This is a genomic window from Streptomyces sp. NPDC052236 (assembly GCF_044548015.1).
Classification (GTDB): domain Bacteria; phylum Actinomycetota; class Actinomycetes; order Streptomycetales; family Streptomycetaceae; genus Streptomyces.
In genome coordinates, this window is the sequence record NZ_JBIUBL010000048.1 from 1 (window position 1) to 19,045 (window position 19,045).

Sequence of the window (19,045 nt, forward strand, 5' to 3'; positions counted from 1 at the left end):
TATCGCGCGGTCAGTCGTCCTCCCGTGCACGCCTTCGTCCCCGTCGCGCCCGCCGTGCCTCCTCTGCCGCAGCCGCCTCAAGACGCAGGGGGCAGAGGGCATCGAGCGTCATCTCGCGCAGCCGCTCCCGCAGATCCTTGCGTGGAGGCAGGAGATTCCTCCCCTTCGCGTGTCGCTCCACGGTGCGCCGGCTGACATACAGCATGGCCGCCACGGCCCCGGAGTTCCCCTGGTACTGCATGAGTAGGAACGCCATCTGTTCCTGCGTGCTCTGCGGCATGAGCCGGGCACAGGCCTCCTTGTCAGCGTGGGCGAGATCGCGGTGAGAGTTGCAGGTGAAGTGCTTTTCGCGGGACATGGGGCCAAGCCTGGGCGGGTTCTCCTGTGGATACGGGACGCGCCGTTGGAAGGCATGGTTTGGCCGAACGGCTGGGCGCTATCTCTCCAGCTCGGACAGCAGCTGCTCCCGCTCGACTGCCTCTTGCTGCAGGACGGCCTCGTGCACGGCAGTGTCCCGGCGTTCCTCGATGGCGACTTGCACGAGCTGGGCGAGGATGTCGGGCGGGAGTGCCTCGGCCTGCGTGGTGCCGGCGGCGGTGAACGAGCGGCGGTCGGTGGCCTTGGTCGGGGCCACGGGCAGCTCGTACCGCTCGACTTGGGCCTCGGTCACCGCGACGCGTACGAGCTCCGAACGGCCGCCGTGGGCGGCCGCGAACGCGGCGACGTCCTCGGCCAGGGCGCGCGGCAGGTGGGTCCCCGAGGGATCGAGATCCCCGACGTGGAGGATGCACAGGCCCCTTGGATCTCTCGCGGCGCGCAGGGCAGCGGCGCGCTTGCCCGGCAACGAGTCGAACCCGCCGCCGCTGAAGACCGGCACGCTGTACGGTCCGGCGAGGCGGGCCAACTGCTCAACCATGCCTACGGCTTCGCACCACAGCTCAAGTCGTACTGGCTGGCCCTCCTGGCGGTCGCGGCGGTACGACTCCGCGGCCCGGTACATGGCGGCCCGGAACGCCATGGGGCCGGCGAAGGCCAGAGGCGACTCGGCCCTTGCTCCGGAGTCGTCCCGGATCACCTCCCACGGGATCCGCCCGGACCGGCGGGCCATGCCGAGGACTTCGACCAGGCGCTTGTAGGCGCGCTCGGTCTTCGGCAGCACGTCGGCGGACACGGCGGCATAGAAGGCTTGCCGGATGCTGATCGGCAGGTGTCCGGCGTAGCGATCGAGGATGGCCTCGATGGACGCCAGGAGCTCAAGTGTGTGCAGGCGGGGCTGCCAGTCCGGCTGGTAGCCGCGAGGGCGCTTGTCGGGCACGGGAGCCCCCTCTCGGGAAAGGACGCCATGACGTCCCTCTCCCAGCATCCCGCGTGCGAGGCGGGCGGCACCAGGCCGCCTTGTGCTGCGGTCGGACGATAGGCCGGATGATCACTCATGGGGGATTCGTCGGCTTGATGTTCAATCCTCAGCGCGGCGTCTGGCATTCTGTGCGGGAATCCGAGTACCTACGGGGAAGCCACGGAGGCTCTCTTGACCATGACCCCTGCCCAGCGATCCGCCACTAGCGTGGCGGCCTCGGCCACCGGCCCGAAGTTCATCATCGTCATCCAGCAGAAGGGTGGCGCGGGCAAGTCGACGATAACTGTCAACCTTGCCGCGGTGAGCGGGCGCAGCAGCATCATGCAGAACGACATCGAGGACGCGGCCGTCGTCGCGGCCGGCGTCGACCCCCAGGGCAGCCTGGAGGACTGGGCCGATCGCGTCCCGGAGGAGGCCCTGCCGTTCGACTACCTCGTCACGCGGGGGAAGGTCGGCGTGCTGACCGACCTCAAGGACAACCCGGCCCGCAAGCGCGTCATCGTCGACACTCCCGGCTTCATGGAGATCGACCCGGACGCGGCCTGGGGCGCGGATCCGCTCGGGGAGAGCCGGGTGGCCGACGCGCTGCGGGAGGTCCTGGAGCTCGCGCACCTCGCGATCGTGCCGATCACTCCTGAGTGGCTGTCCTGGAAGCCTGCGGAGTTCACGATCGAGCGCATCCTCAAGCCGCGAGACATCCCGTTCGTCGTCGTGATCAACCTGCACGATCCGCGCGACGGCGACACGGCGCTGGACAAGGTGAAGACGTGGATCGATGAGCGTGGGTACCCGCGCATGGCCGACCCGATCCGCAAGTACAAGATCCACGCTCATGCGGCCGAGAACGGGCTGACGGTCGTGGAGTACAAGGAGAGCGGCACCGCGCTCCGGGCCCGGGAGGACTTCATGAGCCTCGCCCTCTGCGTTGAGCAGGCGCTGTAATGGGGCGCCGCATGGAGACCGGGAAGCCACCCGCCGGGAGTGGGCACCGCCGCCCGGAGACGACGACTGATCTCGTTCTCAAGCTGCCGGCGCCGCCGGAGCATCCGATCGCGAGCACCCCCGTTCTGATCACTGAGGAAGAGGACGTGTTTGTCCGCTGCGAGGTGGCGATCGAGAACCTCAAGGTCGCGTTCTGGGCAGCTGGTAAGGCGCTGGAGATCATCAGGCAAGGGCGGCTGTACCGGGCCGAGTACACATCGTTTGACGACTACTGCGACCAGCGCTGGGGCATGAGCCGCGGGCAGGCTGACAAGCTGATTCGCATGTGGCGGATCGCTCAGGCCATGTTCGAATCCATGCCGTTTGATTCGAACGATCCCACTCGAATTCGAGTCAAAAAGCTGAACCAGGCCGTGGTGTGGGAGCTCGTTCCAGTCGCCGAGGGATACGACATAGAGACGGCCACGGCGGTCTACCGGACCACCGTCGAAGCTGATGACGGGCCCGTCACCGCTGAGGTGGTGAGGAGCGTCGTCCGAAGCGTCGTGAAGACGCTCTCCAAGGGCGAAGGCGTCGACCAGGACGCCCTCGCCAGGGCAGTCCATGCCGCCCTCCAGCAGGCGGTCCCGAGGAAGCCGACGGCGTCAACGAAGAGGACCGACGCGAAGCAGAAGGCTGCCCCCGCCGACTCAACGCCCACCCTGCCCTGGGATTCACCAGAGGCTTTGGATCGTCTGTTGCGGCAGCACATGGCTGCGGAGGATCGCATCACCCTCGGCAAGATGCTCATGGAGGGCTGATCCCGCAGCCTCCGGGGATTTATGCAGGTCAGGGCCGTAACGCTTCCGCGTTGCGGCCCTGCGTTTCACCTGCGTTTCAGTCCGCGTTTCAGTCCGCGTTTCAGTCCGCGTTTCACCGGAGCTGTGGTCAGCCTGCCCAGACGATGTCGAGGACGTAGAGGTGGGGCGGCTCGGTGCGGTTGATCCAGTAGAGGACGGTGAGCGCGCCCACGGTGGCGGCTCGCACATCGGCGCCTTCGGGATCTGAGGTGTCCCACTGAGGCCAGTGGAGCGGAGCCCGGGAGGCGATGTCGAGAATGTCGCCCACCAGCTCCTGGACCACGGGATCGAGCGCGGCAAGGTAGCTGGAGGCGACGGGGGAGAGCCGGGCAGGCCAGGACTGGTCGCTCACCGGCGCGGGCCGAGGACGTCTTCGAGCGGGACGCCGTCGGAGGTGTCGCAGCCGCCAGAAAGGAAGGCGTCGACGGTGGGCGCGGTGTCGAGACGGCGCTGCCAGGTGGCGATGGTCTCGTACACCTTCGCCAGGTTGAGGGACTGACGTGCCGTCTCCAGGGCCTGCGCCCACTCCAGATCCCACGCGGGCAGCCAGCGGTCGGCGCGCGGCGAGTCGGCGATGCGGGCGCGCAGTTGGGCGCCTGCGGTCGGCGAGGGCGGGGGAGCAGGTGAATCGATCGGCTGCGCGGTCATCGTGGGGTGCCTCCTTCGGGGGCGCTTGGGAACACGGTACGCCCGGCGCGCGGGGCACCGGGCGGGGTCGTGTGGACCGGGCTTCAGTCCTCGAGGGGGATGTCGTCTTCGCCGGGGCCGTGGTGCATCCAGTCGTAGGCGGCTGCCGCCTGGAGCCAGATGTCGCGGGCGAGCTCGTGCGGGCCGGTGGGGACGTACGGCTCGGTGTGGGGGAGCGCGGCGTCGTACGGCACGACCGTAATGATGGTGCCGGAGACGTGGGCGGTGCTGTCCATCTGGCTGCGCAGTCCGCTGGCAATGCCGTCGGCCTGGTGGTGCTTGTCGTACGGGCCGATCCGCAACGCCGGGTGGCCGGGTCGGGTCAGCCGCAGCGCGTGGCGGGTCTCCCCCGCGGCGGCCGCCCGGCGCTCGGCCATGAGGTCGGCGACGCCGTGATGGTCGATTTCGACGGCACCGAGCTTGACGGCGCGAGCCCGCTTGGGCGGGGTGATGTCGTAGTGCCAGCGGTAGCCGTGGTCTTGGAACCAGGAGCGGCGCAGACCGAGCTGTGCGGCGAAGGTGTGGAGCTCTTCGCGGGTGTCGGCCACCAGGTGGCACCAGTTGGTGTGCCGCAGTCGCCGGGCCTTGGCGATCCGCGTGTAGTCCTTGATCTCATCTACGTAGACGGGCATGGCGTCACCTGCCATTCGTGGTGGTGAGTTGGGCGGTGACCGCGTCCAGGGCACTGGTGGGCGGGGTCCAGAACTTCAGCGCGCCCCGGCACGGGATGGGTTCGTGGAGGAGTTGGATGTCGGCGAGCTGCCAGTGGTAGGTGCCGGCCTCGCCCCAGGGGCGGCAGCATCCGGTGTCCCGGTGGAATGAGGCGAGGGTGGCGACGGCGAGGATCGCGCCGCGACGGCGGGGCCACTTCGTGGAGTCGATGCCCTGGGGGAGGACTGCCCGCCGGTCGGGTGAGGCGCTCGCGTGGAGCAGAACCGGGGTGCCCAGTTGGACGTCAGGTACGGGCCACCTGCGGTTCTCGGTCGTCTTACCGCCGTACAGGATGGCGTCCAGCCACGGCTGTTTGACGCTGAGGGCCTTCATCAGTTGGGTCTCCTGGTTGACGGCCGGACGGCCAGTCGCGTGAGTTCTGGACAGGGGAGGGGCGGGGGCCCCGCAGGTGCGGGCCCCCGCCTGGGGTGTTCAGAACGGCGGTTCCTCGCCGGGGTACCTGCCGGTGGCCCACGGGTCGTCCGGGTCGGCGGCGGCCGGAGTGTCGTCCCGGCCGGGCTGCGGGGAGTACGCCAGGCAGAGGTTGCGCTCGCGGTGGTCGTCGTCGTAGGTGAAGCCGCTGCCGTGGCATACGCAGTCGCTGCCGTGCGGGTCTTCCGGCTCGCCGCGGTTGCACCACACCGGTTCCTGGTGCAGCGGCACGCCGTCGTCGGCCTGCCAGGTCAGGATCGCCATGGCCTCGCCGGATCCGCCGCACCCGCCGGGGCAGTTCGGCGGGTGCGGCTCCGGGCTTTCCTCCCACTGCTGGTACTGCTCGCGCAGCCACTCGCGGGCGGGCTGGGCAGGGCGGGTGACGAGCCAGTCGGCGCGCCGCACGGCGTTCGCGGCCTGCCCGGCGTCGGCGGCGGCCCGAGAGTTGTCCGGGTCGGCGAGCGCGAACAGATCCGCGACGACCGCCCGGAGCAGCAGAGCGGTGCGCCGTCGGTCGGCGAGGTAGTCGGGGTGGAAGTGTTCGGCGTCGCCGCGGACGCGGGTGTATGAAGCCCAGAACTGTTCTTGGGCGAGTTCGGTGATCAGCCGGGAGATCGACGGCATCGGGTTGTACGCGGTGTGGGTCTGGGCTGTCAGTGCCGGCGGTGCTGCCTGGAGGGTGTCGGTCATGATGGGGTTCTCCTCGTTCCGTTGGTTCGGGATGGGGCAGGGCCCGGGGCGGCCGGTTTTTCCTTGGCCGGGATGGCGGCCGCCCCGGGGCGGACTCAGCCGGAGAGGCGGACCGGCATGAGCAGGTAGCGCAGCGCGCCGTCGGGTGCGCCGTCGGCGTGCAGCAGGGCGGGCTTGGTCGGGGCGACGAAGTTGAACTGGACCTTGTCGCCTCCGATGGCGGCGAGGCCGTCCAGGAGGTATCCGGGGTTGAAGGCGATGCTGATGTCGTCGCCGGTGAGGTCGGCGTCGACGCGGTCGACGGCCTGGGCGTCGTCGCTGCTGCCGGCCTCGATGGTGACGGTGCCGGGCTCGAAGCCGAGCCGGAGCGGGGTGTTGCGTTCGGCGACCAGGGCGACGCGCTTGACGGCTTCAGTCAGCGCTGCGGTCTCCACGGTCGCCTGGGCACTGAACTCGGTGGGGAACAGGTTCTTGTACTGGGGCAGGTCTCCTTCGAGGTCCCGGGTGGTGGTGCGGCAGCGCTCGCCGGTGAGGCCGAACGTGCCCTGTTCGCCGGGGAGGGCGACGGTGATCTCGTGGTCGGCAGCGAGGGCCTTGGCGGTGTCCAGGAGCGTCTTGGCCGGGACCAGGGCGTGGGCGTCGTCGGAGGTGTCGGTCGTCAGCCGGTCCCAGGGCAGGGAGCGCACGGCGAAGCGGTAGCGGTCGGTGGCGGCCAGGGTGAGGGTGTCGCCGTCGGCGGTGATTCGGACGCCGGTGAGGACGGGCAGGGAGTCGTCGCGGCTGGCGGCCACGGCTACCTGGGCGACGGCGGCGGCGAACTCCTTGCCGGACACGGTGCCGGAGGCGGCCGGGGTGGTAGGCAGGGTCGGGTACTCCTCCAGCGGCAGGGTGTGGAGGGTGTAGCGGGTGGCGCCGGATTCGACAGCGAGACGCGCGCCGTCGGAGGACAGGTGGACTTCGTGCCGCAGGACGCGGGTGATGTCGGACAGCAGGCGGCCGGAGACCAGCACGCTGCCCGGGTCGGCGATGTCGGCGGCCGCGCTGGCGTAGGCGGACGCCTCGAAGTCGAAGCCCGCGATGTTCAGTTGGCCGTCGGCGGCGGTGAGCTTGAGGCCGGCCAGGACCGGGACAGGCGGGCGGGACGGCAGGGCGCGGGCGGCGAAGGCGACGATGTCGGCGAGCACGCTGTGATCGATGGTGAGCTTCATCAGGGGGTTCTCCTTCAGGCGTTGGCGTGGACCGGGGCGGTGAGGTGGCTGCGCAGGTGCGAGTCGCGCACGTACTCCAGCTCGGCCTTGACCTTGCTCGTGCGGCGCCAGGTGCAGGCGCTGCAGCGGGCGACATAGCCGGTCCTGCCGGTGCAGCCGGACTTGGCGTCCCTGGGCTTGCCGGTGCTGGTTACGGGGTGGGTGCAGACCGTTCCGGAGTCGTGGACGGGCTTGATCGTGGCCGTGATGCGGGCCATCGGCAGCTTCTCCTTCGGCGTGGTGGCGGGCGCTGGGAGGGGCGGGATGTCGAGGGGGAGCGGCACGTCGTACGGCACGACGGCGGCCGCGGGGAGGGACGGCGCGAGCTGCGGTTCGGTCGGGACGGCGAGCGCGGCCACGGCTGCGAACGCGAGCTGGCCAGCCTCTTCGAGTGCGGCCGCGCGGGTGAGGGCGGCGGTGACGCGGTGGTGGGCGCGATCAAGATGCAAGTGGCAGCCCTGGCACATCGCGACCAGATTCGCCTCTAGGCAGTCTTCGGGCTGGTGGTTGAGGTGGGCGGTGGTGAGGATGACCAGCGAGCCGGTGCCGTACGCAGGCTGGTCGTGGACGTTGGGGCAGCGGCCGGAGTGGGTACCGCGCCCGCACTCGCCGGTGCAGGCGCAGCGCCACCCAGCCGCGTCCTTGACGGCGCGGGAGATCTCCGGCCAGTCGTCGGGGTAGCGGTTGCGGTTCTCGGGGCGGATCGGCATCTCAGCCCTCCTTCGCCGTGACCGTGATGAGGCGGCCGATCCTGACGACGCTGTGGCTGGCGAATCCGTGCGTGCCGCCCTTCACCGGAGTGAGGGTGATGGCGCCTTCCACCTGGACTTCCCACTGCGCGAGTGGGAGGTCGACGCCGGCCGGGGGCGGGACCAGGCGGGCAGCGAATCCGACGCGCAGCAGGAAGAGGGCCAGGCGCTCGTTGTACGCGGCGGCGTTCTCGGTCTTGGCCTGTGGAGGGTTGGTGGCCGCTGCCCAGTTGCGCAGGGGCCGGGTCTCGTCATGCTTTGGCCCGTATGGGCGGGGGTGGTGCAGGTCCCAGGCCGGGTCGGTGTCGGCCGGGCGGGTGGCGGCGATGACCGCCTCCAGCCGCCCGTCCAGCAGCCGTGTGGTGTAGAGCAGGGCGTATGCGCCCCAGCCGGGGGCCGCCCCGCCGGTACGGGCCAGGGTGACCCGGCCCGTACCGGTGAGCAGCTCCCGCCCGGCGTGACGCCTCGGAGGTAAGGCGGCCATCGTTACCCGGCCTGCCGCAGCTCGGGGACCTGGTCCCGGTTGTTCCAGGCGTCCTGGACCTGCTTGGAGATGGTGCCGCGATCCGCCACCTCGTAGCCGTTGCGGCGGGCCCAGGCGCGCATCTGTTCCCGCTGGCCCTTGCCGACGGGCAGCGCGGCGGCCTGCGTGGGCTTGCCCGTCTTGGCGGTCTTGAGCTTGGTCTCGGCCTCGGCCAGCTTCCGCTTGAGCGCCGCGATCTCGGCCTCGGCTTCGGCCACCTGCGCCTCGCTCTTACGCAGCTGCACCAGCTCGGTCAGGGCGGTGCGGGCCCGGCTGGCAAGCGTCTGCGCCTTCTTGGTGTCGTGGCTCTCGCCCCAGACCAGCGCCTCCAGGAGCTCTTCCAGGGACTTGCGGGCGTGGGCGGCGGTCAGGCCCTCGGCTTCGGCGAGCGCTGCGATCTCGCCGGTGCTCATGCCGGTCTGCTTGGCGATGTCGGCGGCCGGGGTGCCGGCCTTGAGCATGTCGATCGCGGCGGCGGTGTAGGCGTCGGTGGTGGTCATGCCTTCTCCTGTTCGGTGGTGGCGTCAGCGGCGAACTCGCTGCGCAGCTCGGTGCGGCGGTCGGGGTCGGTGGCGGCCCAGATGCCGTGCTCGGTGTGCTCGGGGTTGTCCAGGGCCCAGGCCAGGCACTTGACCCGGACCGGGCAGGCCAGGCAGAGCGCCCGGGCGAAGGCCTCGTCTTCGGCGGTGAACCACCACTCGGGGTCGGCGTCCGGCTGGCGGCACGGCTCGCTGCCGGTCAGCGGCGGATAGGGAGCAAGGCGCGTCGTCACTGGGAGCCGCCTTCCAGCAGGGCCTCGATGGGCTGCCAGGTGTCGAGCCGGTACACATCCAGGCCGGTGATCAGCAGCTCGTCGATCTCGCTGTCGGGGTCGTCGGCGTCGGAGACGAGGACGCGTGGGGGAGCGGCGAGGCGAGCGTGGATGGCCAGGCGCCGGGCGGGAACGTCGCCGTCGGGGTCAACGTCCGGCTGCACGGACCAGACCTGGCCGGGGGCGGCGAGCAGCAGCGGATCGCCGTCGCTGGCCCGCTCGCACGCCAGGCGCAGCGCGACGTCGGGATGCAGCTGGTCCTGGCGGACGAAGTTGGCGGCGAGCTGCCGCACAAGGCGGGCGGCCTGGTGCGGGCCGAGGATCACATCGAGGGGCAGTGCGTCGCTCACCGGACACCCTCCTCTGTCTCCGCACCGTCCGCGGGCGACTCGGGATCGGCCTCGATGCGGCCGGCCATCCAGCCGACCAGCGCCTCACGCCGCCGGGCCAAGTCGGCTCCGTCCACCACGACGGCGGACTCAACCTGCCGCAAGGCACTGCCGATCACCGCGTCCAGCTCGCCGGCCTTGCGGTTGCGCCCACGGCGGCGGGTGGCGGGGCGGGCGGGGCCGTGGCTGACAGAGGCCAGGAGCGTGCGGACGGCCGCGCTGTGGCGGGCGTACTCGGAGCTCGCGGGGAGTCCGCAGTTCCAGCAGTCGGCCTCTTCGCCGACCCAGCTGACGGAGCAGGGGGAGCAGATGAACGCCCGGCCGGCGGCGGGGAGGGGGAGGCGGCGGCGCTGGCCGATGCTGCGCATGATGGCGGCGACCGCTGCCGGGGTGTGCTGGAGTCGGGTGGTCACGGTGCGGTCCTCTCGGGGGTGGTACGTGGCGGCGGGCATCAGGCGGCCAGCCGGAAGGTGCTACGGATCACGCGCGGGAGTCGACGGCCGCGGCGGCCACGGCCCTTGGCGCGGTACATCGCGGCGTCGGCGGCACCCAGAGCGGCCGACAGGGTCGCGGTGGGCAGGTCGGCCAGGCGCGCGACGCCGATCGAGGCGCCGACCTTGAGCAGCTGCCCGTCGTGCTCCACCGGCTGGCACAGCAGCGTGCGGAGCTCGGCCAGGCGCTGGTCCAGGTCGCCGTTGTCGACCAGGGCGACAACGAACTCGTCTCCTCCGAGGCGGCCGGCGGCCCCGCGGCCGCACCAGGCGGCAAGGCGGTCGCCAGTCGCGGCGAGGATCGCGTCACCGGCGGCGTGGCCCACGCGATCGTTGATCCGCTTGAAGCGGTCCAGGTCGATGAGGACGACTGCGGCGTTGCGGTGGGCGGTGATCCGCCGGGCCCGGCGCGTCCACCCGGCGCGGGTGAGCAGGCCGGTCAGCGGGTCGCGGCGGGTACGGGTCAGGCGGCGGTACAGGAGCCCGGCATGGACGGCCCAACCGGCCGCCAGCACGGCCGGTATGAGCGTCTGGAGCGACAGCCCCAGGTGAGACATCATGGGAGACCTCTCGTCTCGTACGGGATGAGTGGGCCCCGGGGCGGTCGACGGTTTCTCAGGCCAGTGACGGCCGCCCTGGGGACGCTTCTATCGGTCGGACCGCAGCTCGGGGTCCTGGGCCTCGGGGCGGTCCCAGTAGCCCTCGCCATAGGCGCACTCGGTGGTGGGGCAGCTGTCGTTGTGGTTGCACTGGTCGTGCGGGACGATCCGTCCAGACCGCCACTCGCTGTACTCCTGGCGGACGTAGTCGCGCGAGCGGCCGTCGGCGTACTCGATCGCGTGCGGCGGGGTGCGGCCGATCCGGCCGCCGAACGCCCGGTCGTGGGTGCGCAGTTCGAAGGCGGCGGTGTCGGCGAGCTGGGCCGCACGGTCGTCGGCGAGGGCAGCGCGGTCGAGGAACGCGGCCTTGCGGAGCACCAGGTGCCGCAGCTCGCGGGCGGTGCGGCGGCTGCCGGTCAGGGAGGCGGACAGGGTGACCAGGGCGTCCTTCTCCCTCTCCAGGGCAGGGGCGTCGGCGTACGCCGTGTCAGGCGGGGTGGGGCGGTTGGGCATGAGAGCTGTCCTTTCAATCAGGGGTGCGGGGGTCATTCGCCGGCGGCGCGGGCACGGGCGGCGGCGGCCAGCAGCGCGGTGTGGATCTGCGCTTCCTGGCGGGTGAGCCGGTCGTTCCAGCGGGGCACGCTGCGGGCGCCGGTGACCTGCAGGAGGTGGTGGTTGGCGCGGCGGGCGGTGTTGTGGGTGCCGGTGCCGGAGCGGATCAGGGAGAGCTCGGCCCCGCGGACGCACACCTGGCCGAGGGAGTTCTCCAGTCGACGCTGGGTCCAGCCGCGGTGCCCGATTTCCTCGCTGGTGGCTTCGAGGAAGCTGCTGGCGAGGATGGCCCGGCCGGTGGGTCGAGTCGGCGGCGCCTGCTCCAGTTGCGGCACCGGGCTGCTGCTGGTGCCGAAGACGAGCTGCCAGGTGAGAACGATGACTTCGCGCAACACGACGGCGGTGGCGTACGCGGTGGCTTTGAGCAGCCACCAGGCGGCCCGTCCGGCCAGGCGGCCGCCGGCGGTCGCGGCCTGCTTGGTGAACTGCGCGATGGGGGAGGGGGCGTGCGGGTCGGGCGGGCAGGGGCCGGTGACGATCCCGGCCTGCGCGACGAGGGTGTCGGTGTCGGGCAGATTGAACGGCCGCCGGGCCGGCGCTTCTTCGGCGAGCGCGGCCGCCAGCTCTTGGACGAGCGCTTCGGCGAAAGCCGCGTCGACCGCCGCAGCGAGCGCGGCCTCCGACCGGAATGTGCTCGGGATTGTCGTCACCGCTGCTGTCCTTTCTCGGCCTGGGCACGGTCGTAGGCGGCGAGCGCGTCCCGACCGGTGTCCGTGACGCGCAGGAAGTGCGGGTGGCTGCGGTGCGGGTCGTCGGGGGAGGTAGGGCCATCGCTGGTCAGGACGTCGCCGCAGTCGTCGATCGAGGCGGCGCAGCCCAGGCCCTCCAGCGCGGTCTGGTCGCTGGCCGGCGTCATCGCGTGGACGGAGCCCTTGGGGTGCGCCACGGCCTGGCGCAGGGCGGCGATCCTGTTGGCGGTGAGCCGGTAAGCCATGGCCCCTGCTCTCCTACTTCGCGGCCGCGATGAGCGCGGCGACGGTTTCGGCCCCGTGGTGCCATGCCTGGTCCAGCGCGTACGCGCCGTTCATGCCGTGGTCGGCGAGCTTGAAAAAGCGCTCCTTGCCGGTGGCCTTCGCCAGGCGGTGCAGGACGCCGTCGGGCACCCGGCGGTCCGCGATGTAGTGCGTGATCCCGGAGACGGCCAGCGCGCCCGCGACGGCGCCCGGGTGCAGGCGGATGCCGACGGCGCGGGAGCCGGCCACCAGCACCAGGCCCTGGGTGGCGGTGTAGGTGGCGCAGTGCCAGGCGCATGCCCGGCGGCCTTCCTTGGTGCCGTTGACCGTCTCGGCCTCGGTCTTTTCATCGGTGGTGGTGACCGGGGCCTTGTCTGTGGCGCCCTTGGCCTGTGCGCAGTAGTCGGACTGGACCCAGTGGTCGGCGACGTCTGCGGCTGCCCGCAGCAGGGCGTAGGCGACGGTGAAGTTCGTGGCGCGACGCGTCATGCTGGTGTTCTCCTCGTTCCGTTGGTTCGGGATGGGGCAGGGCCCGGGGCGGCCGGCTCTTCCTTGGCCGGGATGGCGGCCGCCCCGGGGCGAACTCAGGTAGAGCTGGAAACCCAGGCCCGGATCTTGAGTCGGCTGACGTCGAGCCGGGCACCGCGGCGGTGCCGGATCGCGTCCTCGGTGTCGACGTCGGCCAGCGCCTGGGTGCGGGCGGCGGTGTAGTCGGCGTCGTAGTGGAACAGCTGGACGCCCTTCGGCTGTCCGTCGTTGGTGACCATGGGGATTTCGATCAGCCATCGCGCCATGGCGTCCACCTCCTCGTCTCTCTCAGCCGGACCGGACTTTCCGATCCGCCGCACCGCCCCGGCGTACGGCCGAGGCAGCACGGCGGGCCGTCAGGCGGGCCGCAGCTCGTTCGTGTGGCACAGGACGGGACCGATGAAGAGCCCGATCCCGGATACCGTCCACCTGCCGTTTGTGAGGGGGCCCGGCGGCACCTCATCAACAATCCGGCCGGTCTTGCCGACTGCGCGCGGGTCGTCCTCGCAGGAGACGATGACCACCTGGTCCTTCGCCTTGAACGCCATGGAGTTGGTCCTTCCTTGATCGAGGTTGTTGTTCAGCTCGGCCGTGGACGACCCGCCCGGGGGCTTTGTCAGCTGTCTTCGGCGAGCTGCTTGAGGTTGCGGCGGATGTAGTCGCGGTTGAAGTCGAGGGCTTCCACGGCGTCGACCTGGCGGCAGTTGCCGCCGTCGATCTCATCGGCAACGGCCTGCCAGAACTTGCGATCGGCCTCGGCCCGGTCCTGCTCTCGCTGCTTCTTCGCGGCCACCAGGCGCTCCTTGGCGGCGGCGATGGTTTCTGGGGTGGGCTTCTTCTTCTCGGTGGTCACTGCGTGCTCCGTCTCGGATGTGAGGGACGATGGGGCTGCCCCCTGCTCCGGTCAGGAGCGGGACGGGAGGCCCGGGGCGGCCGGCGAGGTTGGTAGCCGGTGACGGCCGCCCCGGGGCAGCGCTACCTGCTGGTGGCCGGGGTTTCGGAGACCGGGATGGTGGCCTCGGCAGCGGACGCCACCAGGCGCATGGTGCTCAGCGTGTTGTCGGCGGCACCCACCAGGTGGTTGGCGAGGGTGTCGTAGCCGTCGCGGCGGGCCTGCGCCTCCAGGGCGCTGAGGTAGATCCAGGTGTGGTGCAGCTCGCCGTGCAGGTCGACCAGGCCGGGCTGAAAGGCATAGGGGTCGCTGAGCTTGGCGGCCTCCTTGAAGTGGTGCCCGGCAAGGCTGCGGTTCTTGTCGAACGCCTGCTTCTCAAGGACCTCGTTCAGCTGCTCGGTGGACTCGTAGACCAACGCCCTGCCGAAGAGGCCGTAGATGAAGGTCGTGATCCGGTTCAGCACTGTTGTCTCCTGACGTTCGTTGATGCTGGTGGCGCTGGCGTTTTCGCTTGCGGCATTGCTGGCGGACGGAGGGGACTACTTGCTGATGTGGCCGTGGCGGGTGTTGGTGACGACGTCCAGGTCGGACCGGCCGGAGACGCCGCGCAGCCGGATGTTGCCGTTGTGGGAGCGGGCCTCGATACGGCCACTGGCCGAGCGTGCGGCAGAGAGTTCGACGTTGCCGTTGTGCGTGATCAGCCGGGCCGCGCCACCGCCGTAACTGCGGACGTAGGTGTTGCCGTTGTGCGTCTCGATGTCAGCCCACTCCTGGACGGCCGCGATGTCGTTGTCGCCGTTGTGGCCGCGGACCTTGACCCGGCCGAGGATCCCGGCTCGGACGTTGCCGTTGTGGGTGTCGAGGTCGAGCGCGGCGAGCAGGCCGGTGATCTCCAGGTCGGCGTTGTACGACGTCATCTGGACGCCGGACCCGGCGGGCAGCGTGATCAGCACCTCGATCCCGCTGGACACTGCGGTGTTGCCCCCGCCGGTGATGACCCGGCCGTTGACGATCGTCACGCCGGTCACCGAGCCGGTCACGGTGCCGAAATTCTGGGAGACGGTGATCCGGCCGCCGCTCCTGGTGACCGTCTGGGTGAAGCCGCCACCGCCGGCACCCTGGACGTCCGGGACGACGACCGTGAGGCGGTTACCGTCCCGGCTGATCCGGGAGTCGCGGACCGCGTCGGCCGCCGCGCCGGTGGCGTCGTCGGTCCGGACGACAGCGGTGGCGACCGCGGCGGCCTGGTCGACGGTGACACGGACGATGCCCATCGGGCAGTTGACGGAGGCGAGCACCGGGCCGACTGCGGCGCGTGCGGGGGCGGGGAGGTTCTTCTCGGTCACAGGGTTCTCCTTGCCTGTTGGACGGATTCGGATGGTCGGGGCTGAACAATCTCCATGATGCCGTTTTTTTGTCGGCCTTACAAGAGTAGGCCGTTTTTTTGTCGGCACTACTTGGGTCATTGCGGGTGAGGCCGCGTACGAGATGGCGACTTCGGGAGTGGGTCGGTCAGAAGTCGATGCCGCTGATCAGCCCGGTGACTTTGGCGAGCCCGTCGTTCAGAGCGGGGGCGGCCGAGGTGCTGGCGAGGTAGAAGCCGAAGAGGGCGCAGACCGCGGCGTGGGCGGCACGCAGGCCCCACTTGCGGATGAGCAGAAAGACAACGACGGCCAGGAGCACGATCGGGGTGACGGACAGCATGGTCAGGTCCTTCCTCAGTCGGTGGCGGTCTCGGCGGGGCGGTCCTCCTGGACCACGTCGCCGCTGGTGGTGTTGGTGATGACCGAGTTGTTTTCGCCGGAGACCCGCACGGTGCTCACCGACTTGCCGCCGGTCTTCCCGGCCTTGGGCTTGGACTGCGGTCCCTTGCCCTGGCGGGCGCGTTCGGCGCGGCGTTCGGCGGCGGCCATCGCGGCGGCCGCGGGGCCAGCGCATTCGGTGCAGGTGATGGCGGTGCCGGGGATGGAGCCGGTGTCCTCGCACACCAGGCACTTCGGGCCTCGCTTCGGAGCCGTCACGCCGTACGCATTGCGGTACTTGGCGATCGAGGGGATCGCGGGTTCCGGCTCGGCCTTCGGCTTCGGCTTCGTCTCGGGGACGCCGCCGGCCTGCCAGGCCCAGGCGGCGCGCAGCGCGGCGGCGACCGGGACCATCGCGGCCTTCTTCATCCCGCGCCCGGCCCGGCGGCTCTGCTTGCGCACTGCCTGCTTCGCCTTCGACTTCGCCTTTCGTTTGGCGTACTTGGCGACGTACTTGGTGGCGGCGGCGAGCTCCTTGGCGTAGTCGATCGGCGGTGGGGATTCCTCGCCGAATCCGGCGTCGATGATCCACAGCCACTCGGGGTCCGGCTCGGCCCACAGCTGGAGGCGGGAGTAGGTGGCGAAGTGGATGCGCTGGATGCGGGGTTCGACCCACGCGTGATCGGGCCGGGTGGGGCAGTAGGCCCGTACGAGGTGGTCGACGCCCTCTTCGAGGACCAGCTGCAGGCCGGTGTCGGTTTTGCAGATCGGGCATGCCAGATCCTGTGCGAGCCACTTGATCCGGATGGTGTGGGCCGGGTCCTGCTCCAGGTACCGAAAACGGCGCTCGCAGATGATCCGGTGGTACCCGGAGGCCGGATCGGCGGGCCTGAACAGCTCGGGGAGCATTACGGACTCCTTTGGATCTTTCGGGCGGAACTGGGAGCGGAACCGGGAGGAACCCGCAGGTCAGGAGGGTGGAACGGGTGTGGAACCGGGGCCTGGAGGCGGAACCGGTTCCGGTCGGGGAGGGGGGTTCCGGCCCGGTTCCGAGCCGGTTCCACCCCTCTGACCTGCGGTTCCACACCGGTTCCGGTCGTGATCAGGAACCCGAGGGGGTCTCTCCAGTGATCACCTTGAGGTCCTTCAGGCGGTAGCCGCGGGGCTGGTCCTTGCGGAACTTCTCCAGCAGCCAGGTCTGCCCGGTCGGGGCGAGCACGGCGGTAATCGTCTTGCGCAGGCCGTCGACGCGGGCGGCCACGCGCTCGCCGTCGTCCTCGCCGTCGAACTGCTCCAGGCCCCACCGCGCGGGGTCGGCCAGGCCGAGCGCGTCGGCCAGGTCCTCCTGGGAGAGCCCGGCCGGTTCCTTGCCGTCGGCGAAGATCTGCCGGATGGTGGCGATCAGCTGCGGGACAGTGCCCTCCGGGCCTTCGGGCGCGAGCCTCTCCTCGCTCGCCTCCATCAGGTCCGCCAGCTTGATCGTGCTGAACGCCGCGGATTCGGCGTCGATGTCGACCAGGCCGGCCTTCGCCCGCTCGATACCGCGGCGCAGCAGCTCGTCGTCGCTGGTGATGCAGGCGCGGTAGGGGATGGGCTCGCAGTAGGTGCTGCCGGCCAGCACGTACGCCACGGAGGCATCGTTGATCTGGTCGCCCATGGCGGGAACGAGCCGGTCCGGCCGCCAGCCCTGGGCCATCGCGCCGCCACCGAGGATCTGCTGGACGTCGTCGTTGTCGCAGGCCGCCAGGACCTGGACACCCAGCTCGGTGACCCAGGTGTTGGCACCGATCTTCTCCTTGGTGACGCCCTGCCCGGCGATGGTCAGCGTCGCGTCGGACTTCGCGGAGGTCATCGCGAATTCCTGGAGCAATCCGTCCAGGTCCCAACTGACCTTCTTGCCCTCTTCGTCGATGTAGCCCTTCCGGCTTTCGCGAACCAGCGCGGGGAATTCGTCCACCACGACCTTGATACCGGGGCGCTTGCGGGAGGTCTCCCAGTTCAGGCCCATTCCGAGCCGGTCGAAAAGCGCCGGGCGGCCCTTTCCAATGTCCAGCGCCCACCACAGCGCCCGCCGCGCGTCCTCAGGCGTAGTAGCCACGACATGCATGCCGCGCCGCAGTCCGCCGAATCCGGATCCGGCGCTACCGAGGTCGATGCCGATGATGATCTGGTCTTCGGTGGCGGTGAGCGCGTCCAGGATGGCGCGCAGGATCGTGGACTTACCGGAGCGGGACTTGCCGACGATGTTGACGTTGGTGCGGCACATCGGCAGGGCCAGCGACCGGCCGGACATGTCGGCACCGACCTGTGCAGTGTGGATCTCGCTGGTCGGCAGCGACTGCGGGGCGCGGTAGGGGAGTTCGGGGACGGCCTGCCAGGGGTTGGGGCCAGGGACCCGGATGACGCACTCGTTGCGTGAGGCGGCGGACTGCTGCAGCAGGACGCTGCCGGTACGGACACCGGGCAGGCACGCCTCCAGCAGGTCCAGCCCGGAGGAGATCTTCTCCGGCGTCATGCGCTCCAGCCACACGTGGATCTCAAAGCCCCAGGGCTGCGGGTCGACCCGCAGTGCGGAGATGTTGACCTTCAGGTCCTCGGTCAGGGCCTGGCGCATCATGTGCTCGAACATCCGCGGCGTCATCCCGATGTCGAACTTCTGCGGGACGCCGGCCTCGATCTGCTCGATCTTCTCCATCTGGTCCTCGGTGAGTTCGACATCGCGGCCGAACCAGGACGCGACACCAATGTTGACCACCATGGCCCCGAGGAATCCCCACACGCCCTCGTAGCCGAGCGCGGTGAGGTCGGCGGCGGCGAACGGTCCGTAGACGAGCGCGGCGCGGGCCGCGACCTTCTCGCGTGCCTTCTTCTTCGCGGCGGCTGCGACCGCGACGGCCTGCCCGGCCTGCTGCTGGGCCTGCTGCGCGAGGGCCTGCTTGGCCTTGCGGTCCAGCAGCGCGATCTGCGCGCGGCGTGCGGAGCGGTTGGCTTCCTTGGTCATGGTCAGGGCGAGGACCAGGTCGGACTCGGCCTTCATGCCTTCCACGCCCTTGACCCAGTTCCGGGCCCGGCGCTCGCCGCGTACGGCGCGCGGCAGCACGCCGTGGGCGGTGCGCTGGCGGGTTGCGAGCTTGCGCAGGCGGCGGCGGGCCTGCCGCTTGCGGAAGGCGCGGCGGGCGGCGCGGCCTTCGGGGGTCTTCAGCCGCGGGTCGCGCCACGGCCGGTCGCCCTCCGGGTCCTCGCCCGGCTCCCAGTCAGCGACCGGGATGACCCGGCCTTCGACCGGCACGGCCGGGGGCCGGGTGGGGGCGGCGGGCGGCTGGGGCTTGGTGAAGTCGACGGTCGCGGCGGCGTCCTCGGTCTCCGTGAAGTCCACGGACATGATCTCGTCCAGCCAGTCAGCCTTCTGGGTGTCGGCCTGGGTGGGGAAGGCGAACACTTCAGCGGTGTCGGCGTCGTCGCCCTCGAGGGCGACGACCCCCATGGCCTCCAGCGCGTCCACCACATGGCCAGTGGTGGCGAGGACGCCCTGCAGGTCGTCGATGTCGCGGACCAGGACGTCGCGGGCCTTGCTGCCCTGGGAGGGACCGACGACCCGCATGACCTCCAGTACGTCCATCAGCTGGCAGGCGGCGGCGAAGCCCACGCGCAGCTTGCGCTGGAGCATCGAGGTGGAGCCGAACTGGGTGCTGACGACCAGCTCGGCCGCTTCCCGCACCAGGCGGCGGTCCATGCCGCTGGTCACATGCTCGTTGATCTCGGTCATGCTGGTGATGCCTCCCTTGAGGTAGGTGCGGGACGGGCGCCGGCCAATCGCTTTGGTCGGTTGAGGGGCTGGCGGCCCGTCTCGC

The 19,045-nt window shown here is 70.6% G+C and carries 28 protein-coding genes and 1 pseudogene; 2 read left to right on the top strand and 27 right to left on the bottom strand.

Annotated elements, in window-relative coordinates:
* Positions 1 to 10 precede the first annotated feature (10 nt).
* Together ACIHCQ_RS42170 and ACIHCQ_RS42175 are read right to left on the bottom strand one after the other, a co-directional pair.
* Positions 11 to 358, bottom strand: a complete 348-nt coding sequence (locus ACIHCQ_RS42170) for a hypothetical protein (protein WP_399674322.1) — start codon at positions 356 to 358, stop codon at positions 11 to 13.
* A 78-nt stretch (positions 359 to 436) separates the two neighbouring features.
* Positions 437 to 1,315, bottom strand: a complete 879-nt coding sequence (locus ACIHCQ_RS42175; protein ID WP_399674324.1) for a hypothetical protein — start codon at positions 1,313 to 1,315, stop codon at positions 437 to 439.
* Positions 1,316 to 1,534: 219 nt separating this feature from the next.
* Here ACIHCQ_RS42175 and ACIHCQ_RS42180 point away from each other — a divergent pair, with 219 nt between their 5' ends.
* Together ACIHCQ_RS42180 and ACIHCQ_RS42185 are read left to right on the top strand one after the other, a co-directional pair.
* Positions 1,535 to 2,299: a ParA family protein gene (locus ACIHCQ_RS42180; RefSeq protein WP_399674400.1), complete on the top strand. Its 765-nt coding sequence runs from the start codon at positions 1,535 to 1,537 to the stop codon at positions 2,297 to 2,299.
* Positions 2,300 to 2,310: 11 nt separating this feature from the next.
* Positions 2,311 to 3,099 carry a hypothetical protein gene (locus ACIHCQ_RS42185; protein WP_399674325.1) on the top strand — a complete coding sequence of 263 codons (789 nt, stop codon included), beginning with the start codon at positions 2,311 to 2,313 and terminating at the stop codon, positions 3,097 to 3,099.
* A gap of 127 nt (positions 3,100 to 3,226) precedes the next feature.
* On the opposite strand, the gene ACIHCQ_RS42190 is transcribed toward ACIHCQ_RS42185, so the two are convergent.
* The 25 genes and pseudogenes from ACIHCQ_RS42190 to ACIHCQ_RS42310 form a co-directional block, all read right to left on the bottom strand.
* The gene (locus ACIHCQ_RS42190) at positions 3,227 to 3,490 is read right to left on the bottom strand and encodes a hypothetical protein (RefSeq protein ID WP_399674327.1); all 264 of its coding nucleotides are present in this window, start codon (positions 3,488 to 3,490) and stop codon (positions 3,227 to 3,229) included.
* Positions 3,487 to 3,786: a DUF6247 family protein gene (locus ACIHCQ_RS42195; RefSeq protein WP_399674329.1), complete on the bottom strand. Its 300-nt coding sequence runs from the start codon at positions 3,784 to 3,786 to the stop codon at positions 3,487 to 3,489. Before ACIHCQ_RS42195 ends, ACIHCQ_RS42190 begins: the two co-directional genes overlap by 4 nt.
* An 83-nt stretch (positions 3,787 to 3,869) precedes the next feature.
* Positions 3,870 to 4,457: a DUF4031 domain-containing protein gene (locus tag ACIHCQ_RS42200; RefSeq protein WP_399674330.1), complete on the bottom strand. Its 588-nt coding sequence runs from the start codon at positions 4,455 to 4,457 to the stop codon at positions 3,870 to 3,872.
* Positions 4,458 to 4,461: 4 nt separating this feature from the next.
* Positions 4,462 to 4,869: a hypothetical protein gene (locus ACIHCQ_RS42205; RefSeq protein ID WP_399674331.1), complete on the bottom strand. Its 408-nt coding sequence runs from the start codon at positions 4,867 to 4,869 to the stop codon at positions 4,462 to 4,464.
* A gap of 99 nt (positions 4,870 to 4,968) precedes the next feature.
* Entirely contained in the window at positions 4,969 to 5,658 is a 690-nt protein-coding gene (locus ACIHCQ_RS42210; protein ID WP_399674333.1) for a hypothetical protein, read from the bottom strand.
* A gap of 95 nt (positions 5,659 to 5,753) precedes the next feature.
* Positions 5,754 to 6,866 carry a DNA polymerase III subunit beta gene (gene dnaN, locus ACIHCQ_RS42215; protein WP_399674334.1) on the bottom strand — a complete coding sequence of 371 codons (1,113 nt, stop codon included), beginning with the start codon at positions 6,864 to 6,866 and terminating at the stop codon, positions 5,754 to 5,756.
* Positions 6,867 to 6,880: 14 nt separating this feature from the next.
* Entirely contained in the window at positions 6,881 to 7,615 is a 735-nt protein-coding gene (locus tag ACIHCQ_RS42220) for a hypothetical protein (RefSeq protein WP_399674336.1), read from the bottom strand.
* A 1-nt stretch (position 7,616) separates the two neighbouring features.
* Positions 7,617 to 8,138, bottom strand: coding sequence for a hypothetical protein (locus ACIHCQ_RS42225; RefSeq protein ID WP_399674337.1), 522 nt, complete (start codon positions 8,136 to 8,138; stop codon positions 7,617 to 7,619).
* 2 nt (positions 8,139 to 8,140) lie between these two features.
* On the bottom strand, positions 8,141 to 8,677 hold the full coding sequence (locus tag ACIHCQ_RS42230; protein ID WP_399674339.1) for a histone-like nucleoid-structuring protein Lsr2: 537 nt from the start codon (positions 8,675 to 8,677) through the stop codon (positions 8,141 to 8,143).
* Positions 8,674 to 8,949 carry a WhiB family transcriptional regulator gene (locus ACIHCQ_RS42235; protein ID WP_399674341.1) on the bottom strand — a complete coding sequence of 92 codons (276 nt, stop codon included), beginning with the start codon at positions 8,947 to 8,949 and terminating at the stop codon, positions 8,674 to 8,676. Before ACIHCQ_RS42235 ends, ACIHCQ_RS42230 begins: the two co-directional genes overlap by 4 nt.
* Positions 8,946 to 9,338 carry a hypothetical protein gene (locus tag ACIHCQ_RS42240; RefSeq protein ID WP_399674343.1) on the bottom strand — a complete coding sequence of 131 codons (393 nt, stop codon included), beginning with the start codon at positions 9,336 to 9,338 and terminating at the stop codon, positions 8,946 to 8,948. The genes ACIHCQ_RS42235 and ACIHCQ_RS42240 overlap by 4 nt, the downstream gene beginning before the upstream one ends.
* Positions 9,335 to 9,790, bottom strand: coding sequence for a hypothetical protein (locus tag ACIHCQ_RS42245; protein WP_399674345.1), 456 nt, complete (start codon positions 9,788 to 9,790; stop codon positions 9,335 to 9,337). The genes ACIHCQ_RS42240 and ACIHCQ_RS42245 overlap by 4 nt, the downstream gene beginning before the upstream one ends.
* 38 nt (positions 9,791 to 9,828) lie before the next feature.
* The gene (locus ACIHCQ_RS42250; RefSeq protein ID WP_399674347.1) at positions 9,829 to 10,428 is read right to left on the bottom strand and encodes a GGDEF domain-containing protein; all 600 of its coding nucleotides are present in this window, start codon (positions 10,426 to 10,428) and stop codon (positions 9,829 to 9,831) included.
* An 87-nt stretch (positions 10,429 to 10,515) separates the two neighbouring features.
* Positions 10,516 to 10,980 (bottom strand): hypothetical protein, encoded by a 465-nt coding sequence (locus ACIHCQ_RS42255; RefSeq protein ID WP_399674349.1) that lies wholly within the window; start codon positions 10,978 to 10,980, stop codon positions 10,516 to 10,518.
* A gap of 32 nt (positions 10,981 to 11,012) precedes the next feature.
* Entirely contained in the window at positions 11,013 to 11,729 is a 717-nt protein-coding gene (locus tag ACIHCQ_RS42260; protein WP_399674351.1) for a hypothetical protein, read from the bottom strand.
* On the bottom strand, positions 11,726 to 12,013 hold the full coding sequence (locus ACIHCQ_RS42265; RefSeq protein ID WP_399674352.1) for a hypothetical protein: 288 nt from the start codon (positions 12,011 to 12,013) through the stop codon (positions 11,726 to 11,728). The genes ACIHCQ_RS42260 and ACIHCQ_RS42265 overlap by 4 nt, the downstream gene beginning before the upstream one ends.
* A 13-nt stretch (positions 12,014 to 12,026) precedes the next feature.
* Positions 12,027 to 12,521: a hypothetical protein gene (locus ACIHCQ_RS42270; protein ID WP_399674354.1), complete on the bottom strand. Its 495-nt coding sequence runs from the start codon at positions 12,519 to 12,521 to the stop codon at positions 12,027 to 12,029.
* 95 nt (positions 12,522 to 12,616) lie between these two features.
* Positions 12,617 to 12,826 carry a hypothetical protein gene (locus tag ACIHCQ_RS42275; protein ID WP_399674356.1) on the bottom strand — a complete coding sequence of 70 codons (210 nt, stop codon included), beginning with the start codon at positions 12,824 to 12,826 and terminating at the stop codon, positions 12,617 to 12,619.
* Between the two features lie 90 nt (positions 12,827 to 12,916).
* Entirely contained in the window at positions 12,917 to 13,108 is a 192-nt protein-coding gene (locus ACIHCQ_RS42280) for a hypothetical protein (RefSeq protein WP_399674357.1), read from the bottom strand.
* 68 nt (positions 13,109 to 13,176) lie between these two features.
* Positions 13,177 to 13,413, bottom strand: coding sequence for a hypothetical protein (locus ACIHCQ_RS42285; protein ID WP_399674359.1), 237 nt, complete (start codon positions 13,411 to 13,413; stop codon positions 13,177 to 13,179).
* A 122-nt stretch (positions 13,414 to 13,535) separates the two neighbouring features.
* A complete protein-coding gene (locus ACIHCQ_RS42290) occupies positions 13,536 to 13,916 on the bottom strand; it encodes a hypothetical protein (protein ID WP_399674361.1) in 381 nt (126 codons plus the stop codon).
* A gap of 75 nt (positions 13,917 to 13,991) precedes the next feature.
* Positions 13,992 to 14,798, bottom strand: a complete 807-nt coding sequence (locus tag ACIHCQ_RS42295) for a hypothetical protein (protein WP_399674362.1) — start codon at positions 14,796 to 14,798, stop codon at positions 13,992 to 13,994.
* 166 nt (positions 14,799 to 14,964) lie between these two features.
* Positions 14,965 to 15,156 (bottom strand): hypothetical protein, encoded by a 192-nt coding sequence (locus tag ACIHCQ_RS42300; RefSeq protein WP_399674364.1) that lies wholly within the window; start codon positions 15,154 to 15,156, stop codon positions 14,965 to 14,967.
* A 14-nt stretch (positions 15,157 to 15,170) separates the two neighbouring features.
* On the bottom strand, positions 15,171 to 16,103 hold the full coding sequence (locus ACIHCQ_RS42305; protein ID WP_399674366.1) for a hypothetical protein: 933 nt from the start codon (positions 16,101 to 16,103) through the stop codon (positions 15,171 to 15,173).
* 2,608 nt (positions 16,104 to 18,711) lie between these two features.
* Positions 18,712 to 18,972, bottom strand: a pseudogene (locus ACIHCQ_RS42310) (DNA translocase FtsK); the annotation flags it as partial.
* Between the last annotated feature and the right edge of the window lie 73 nt (positions 18,973 to 19,045).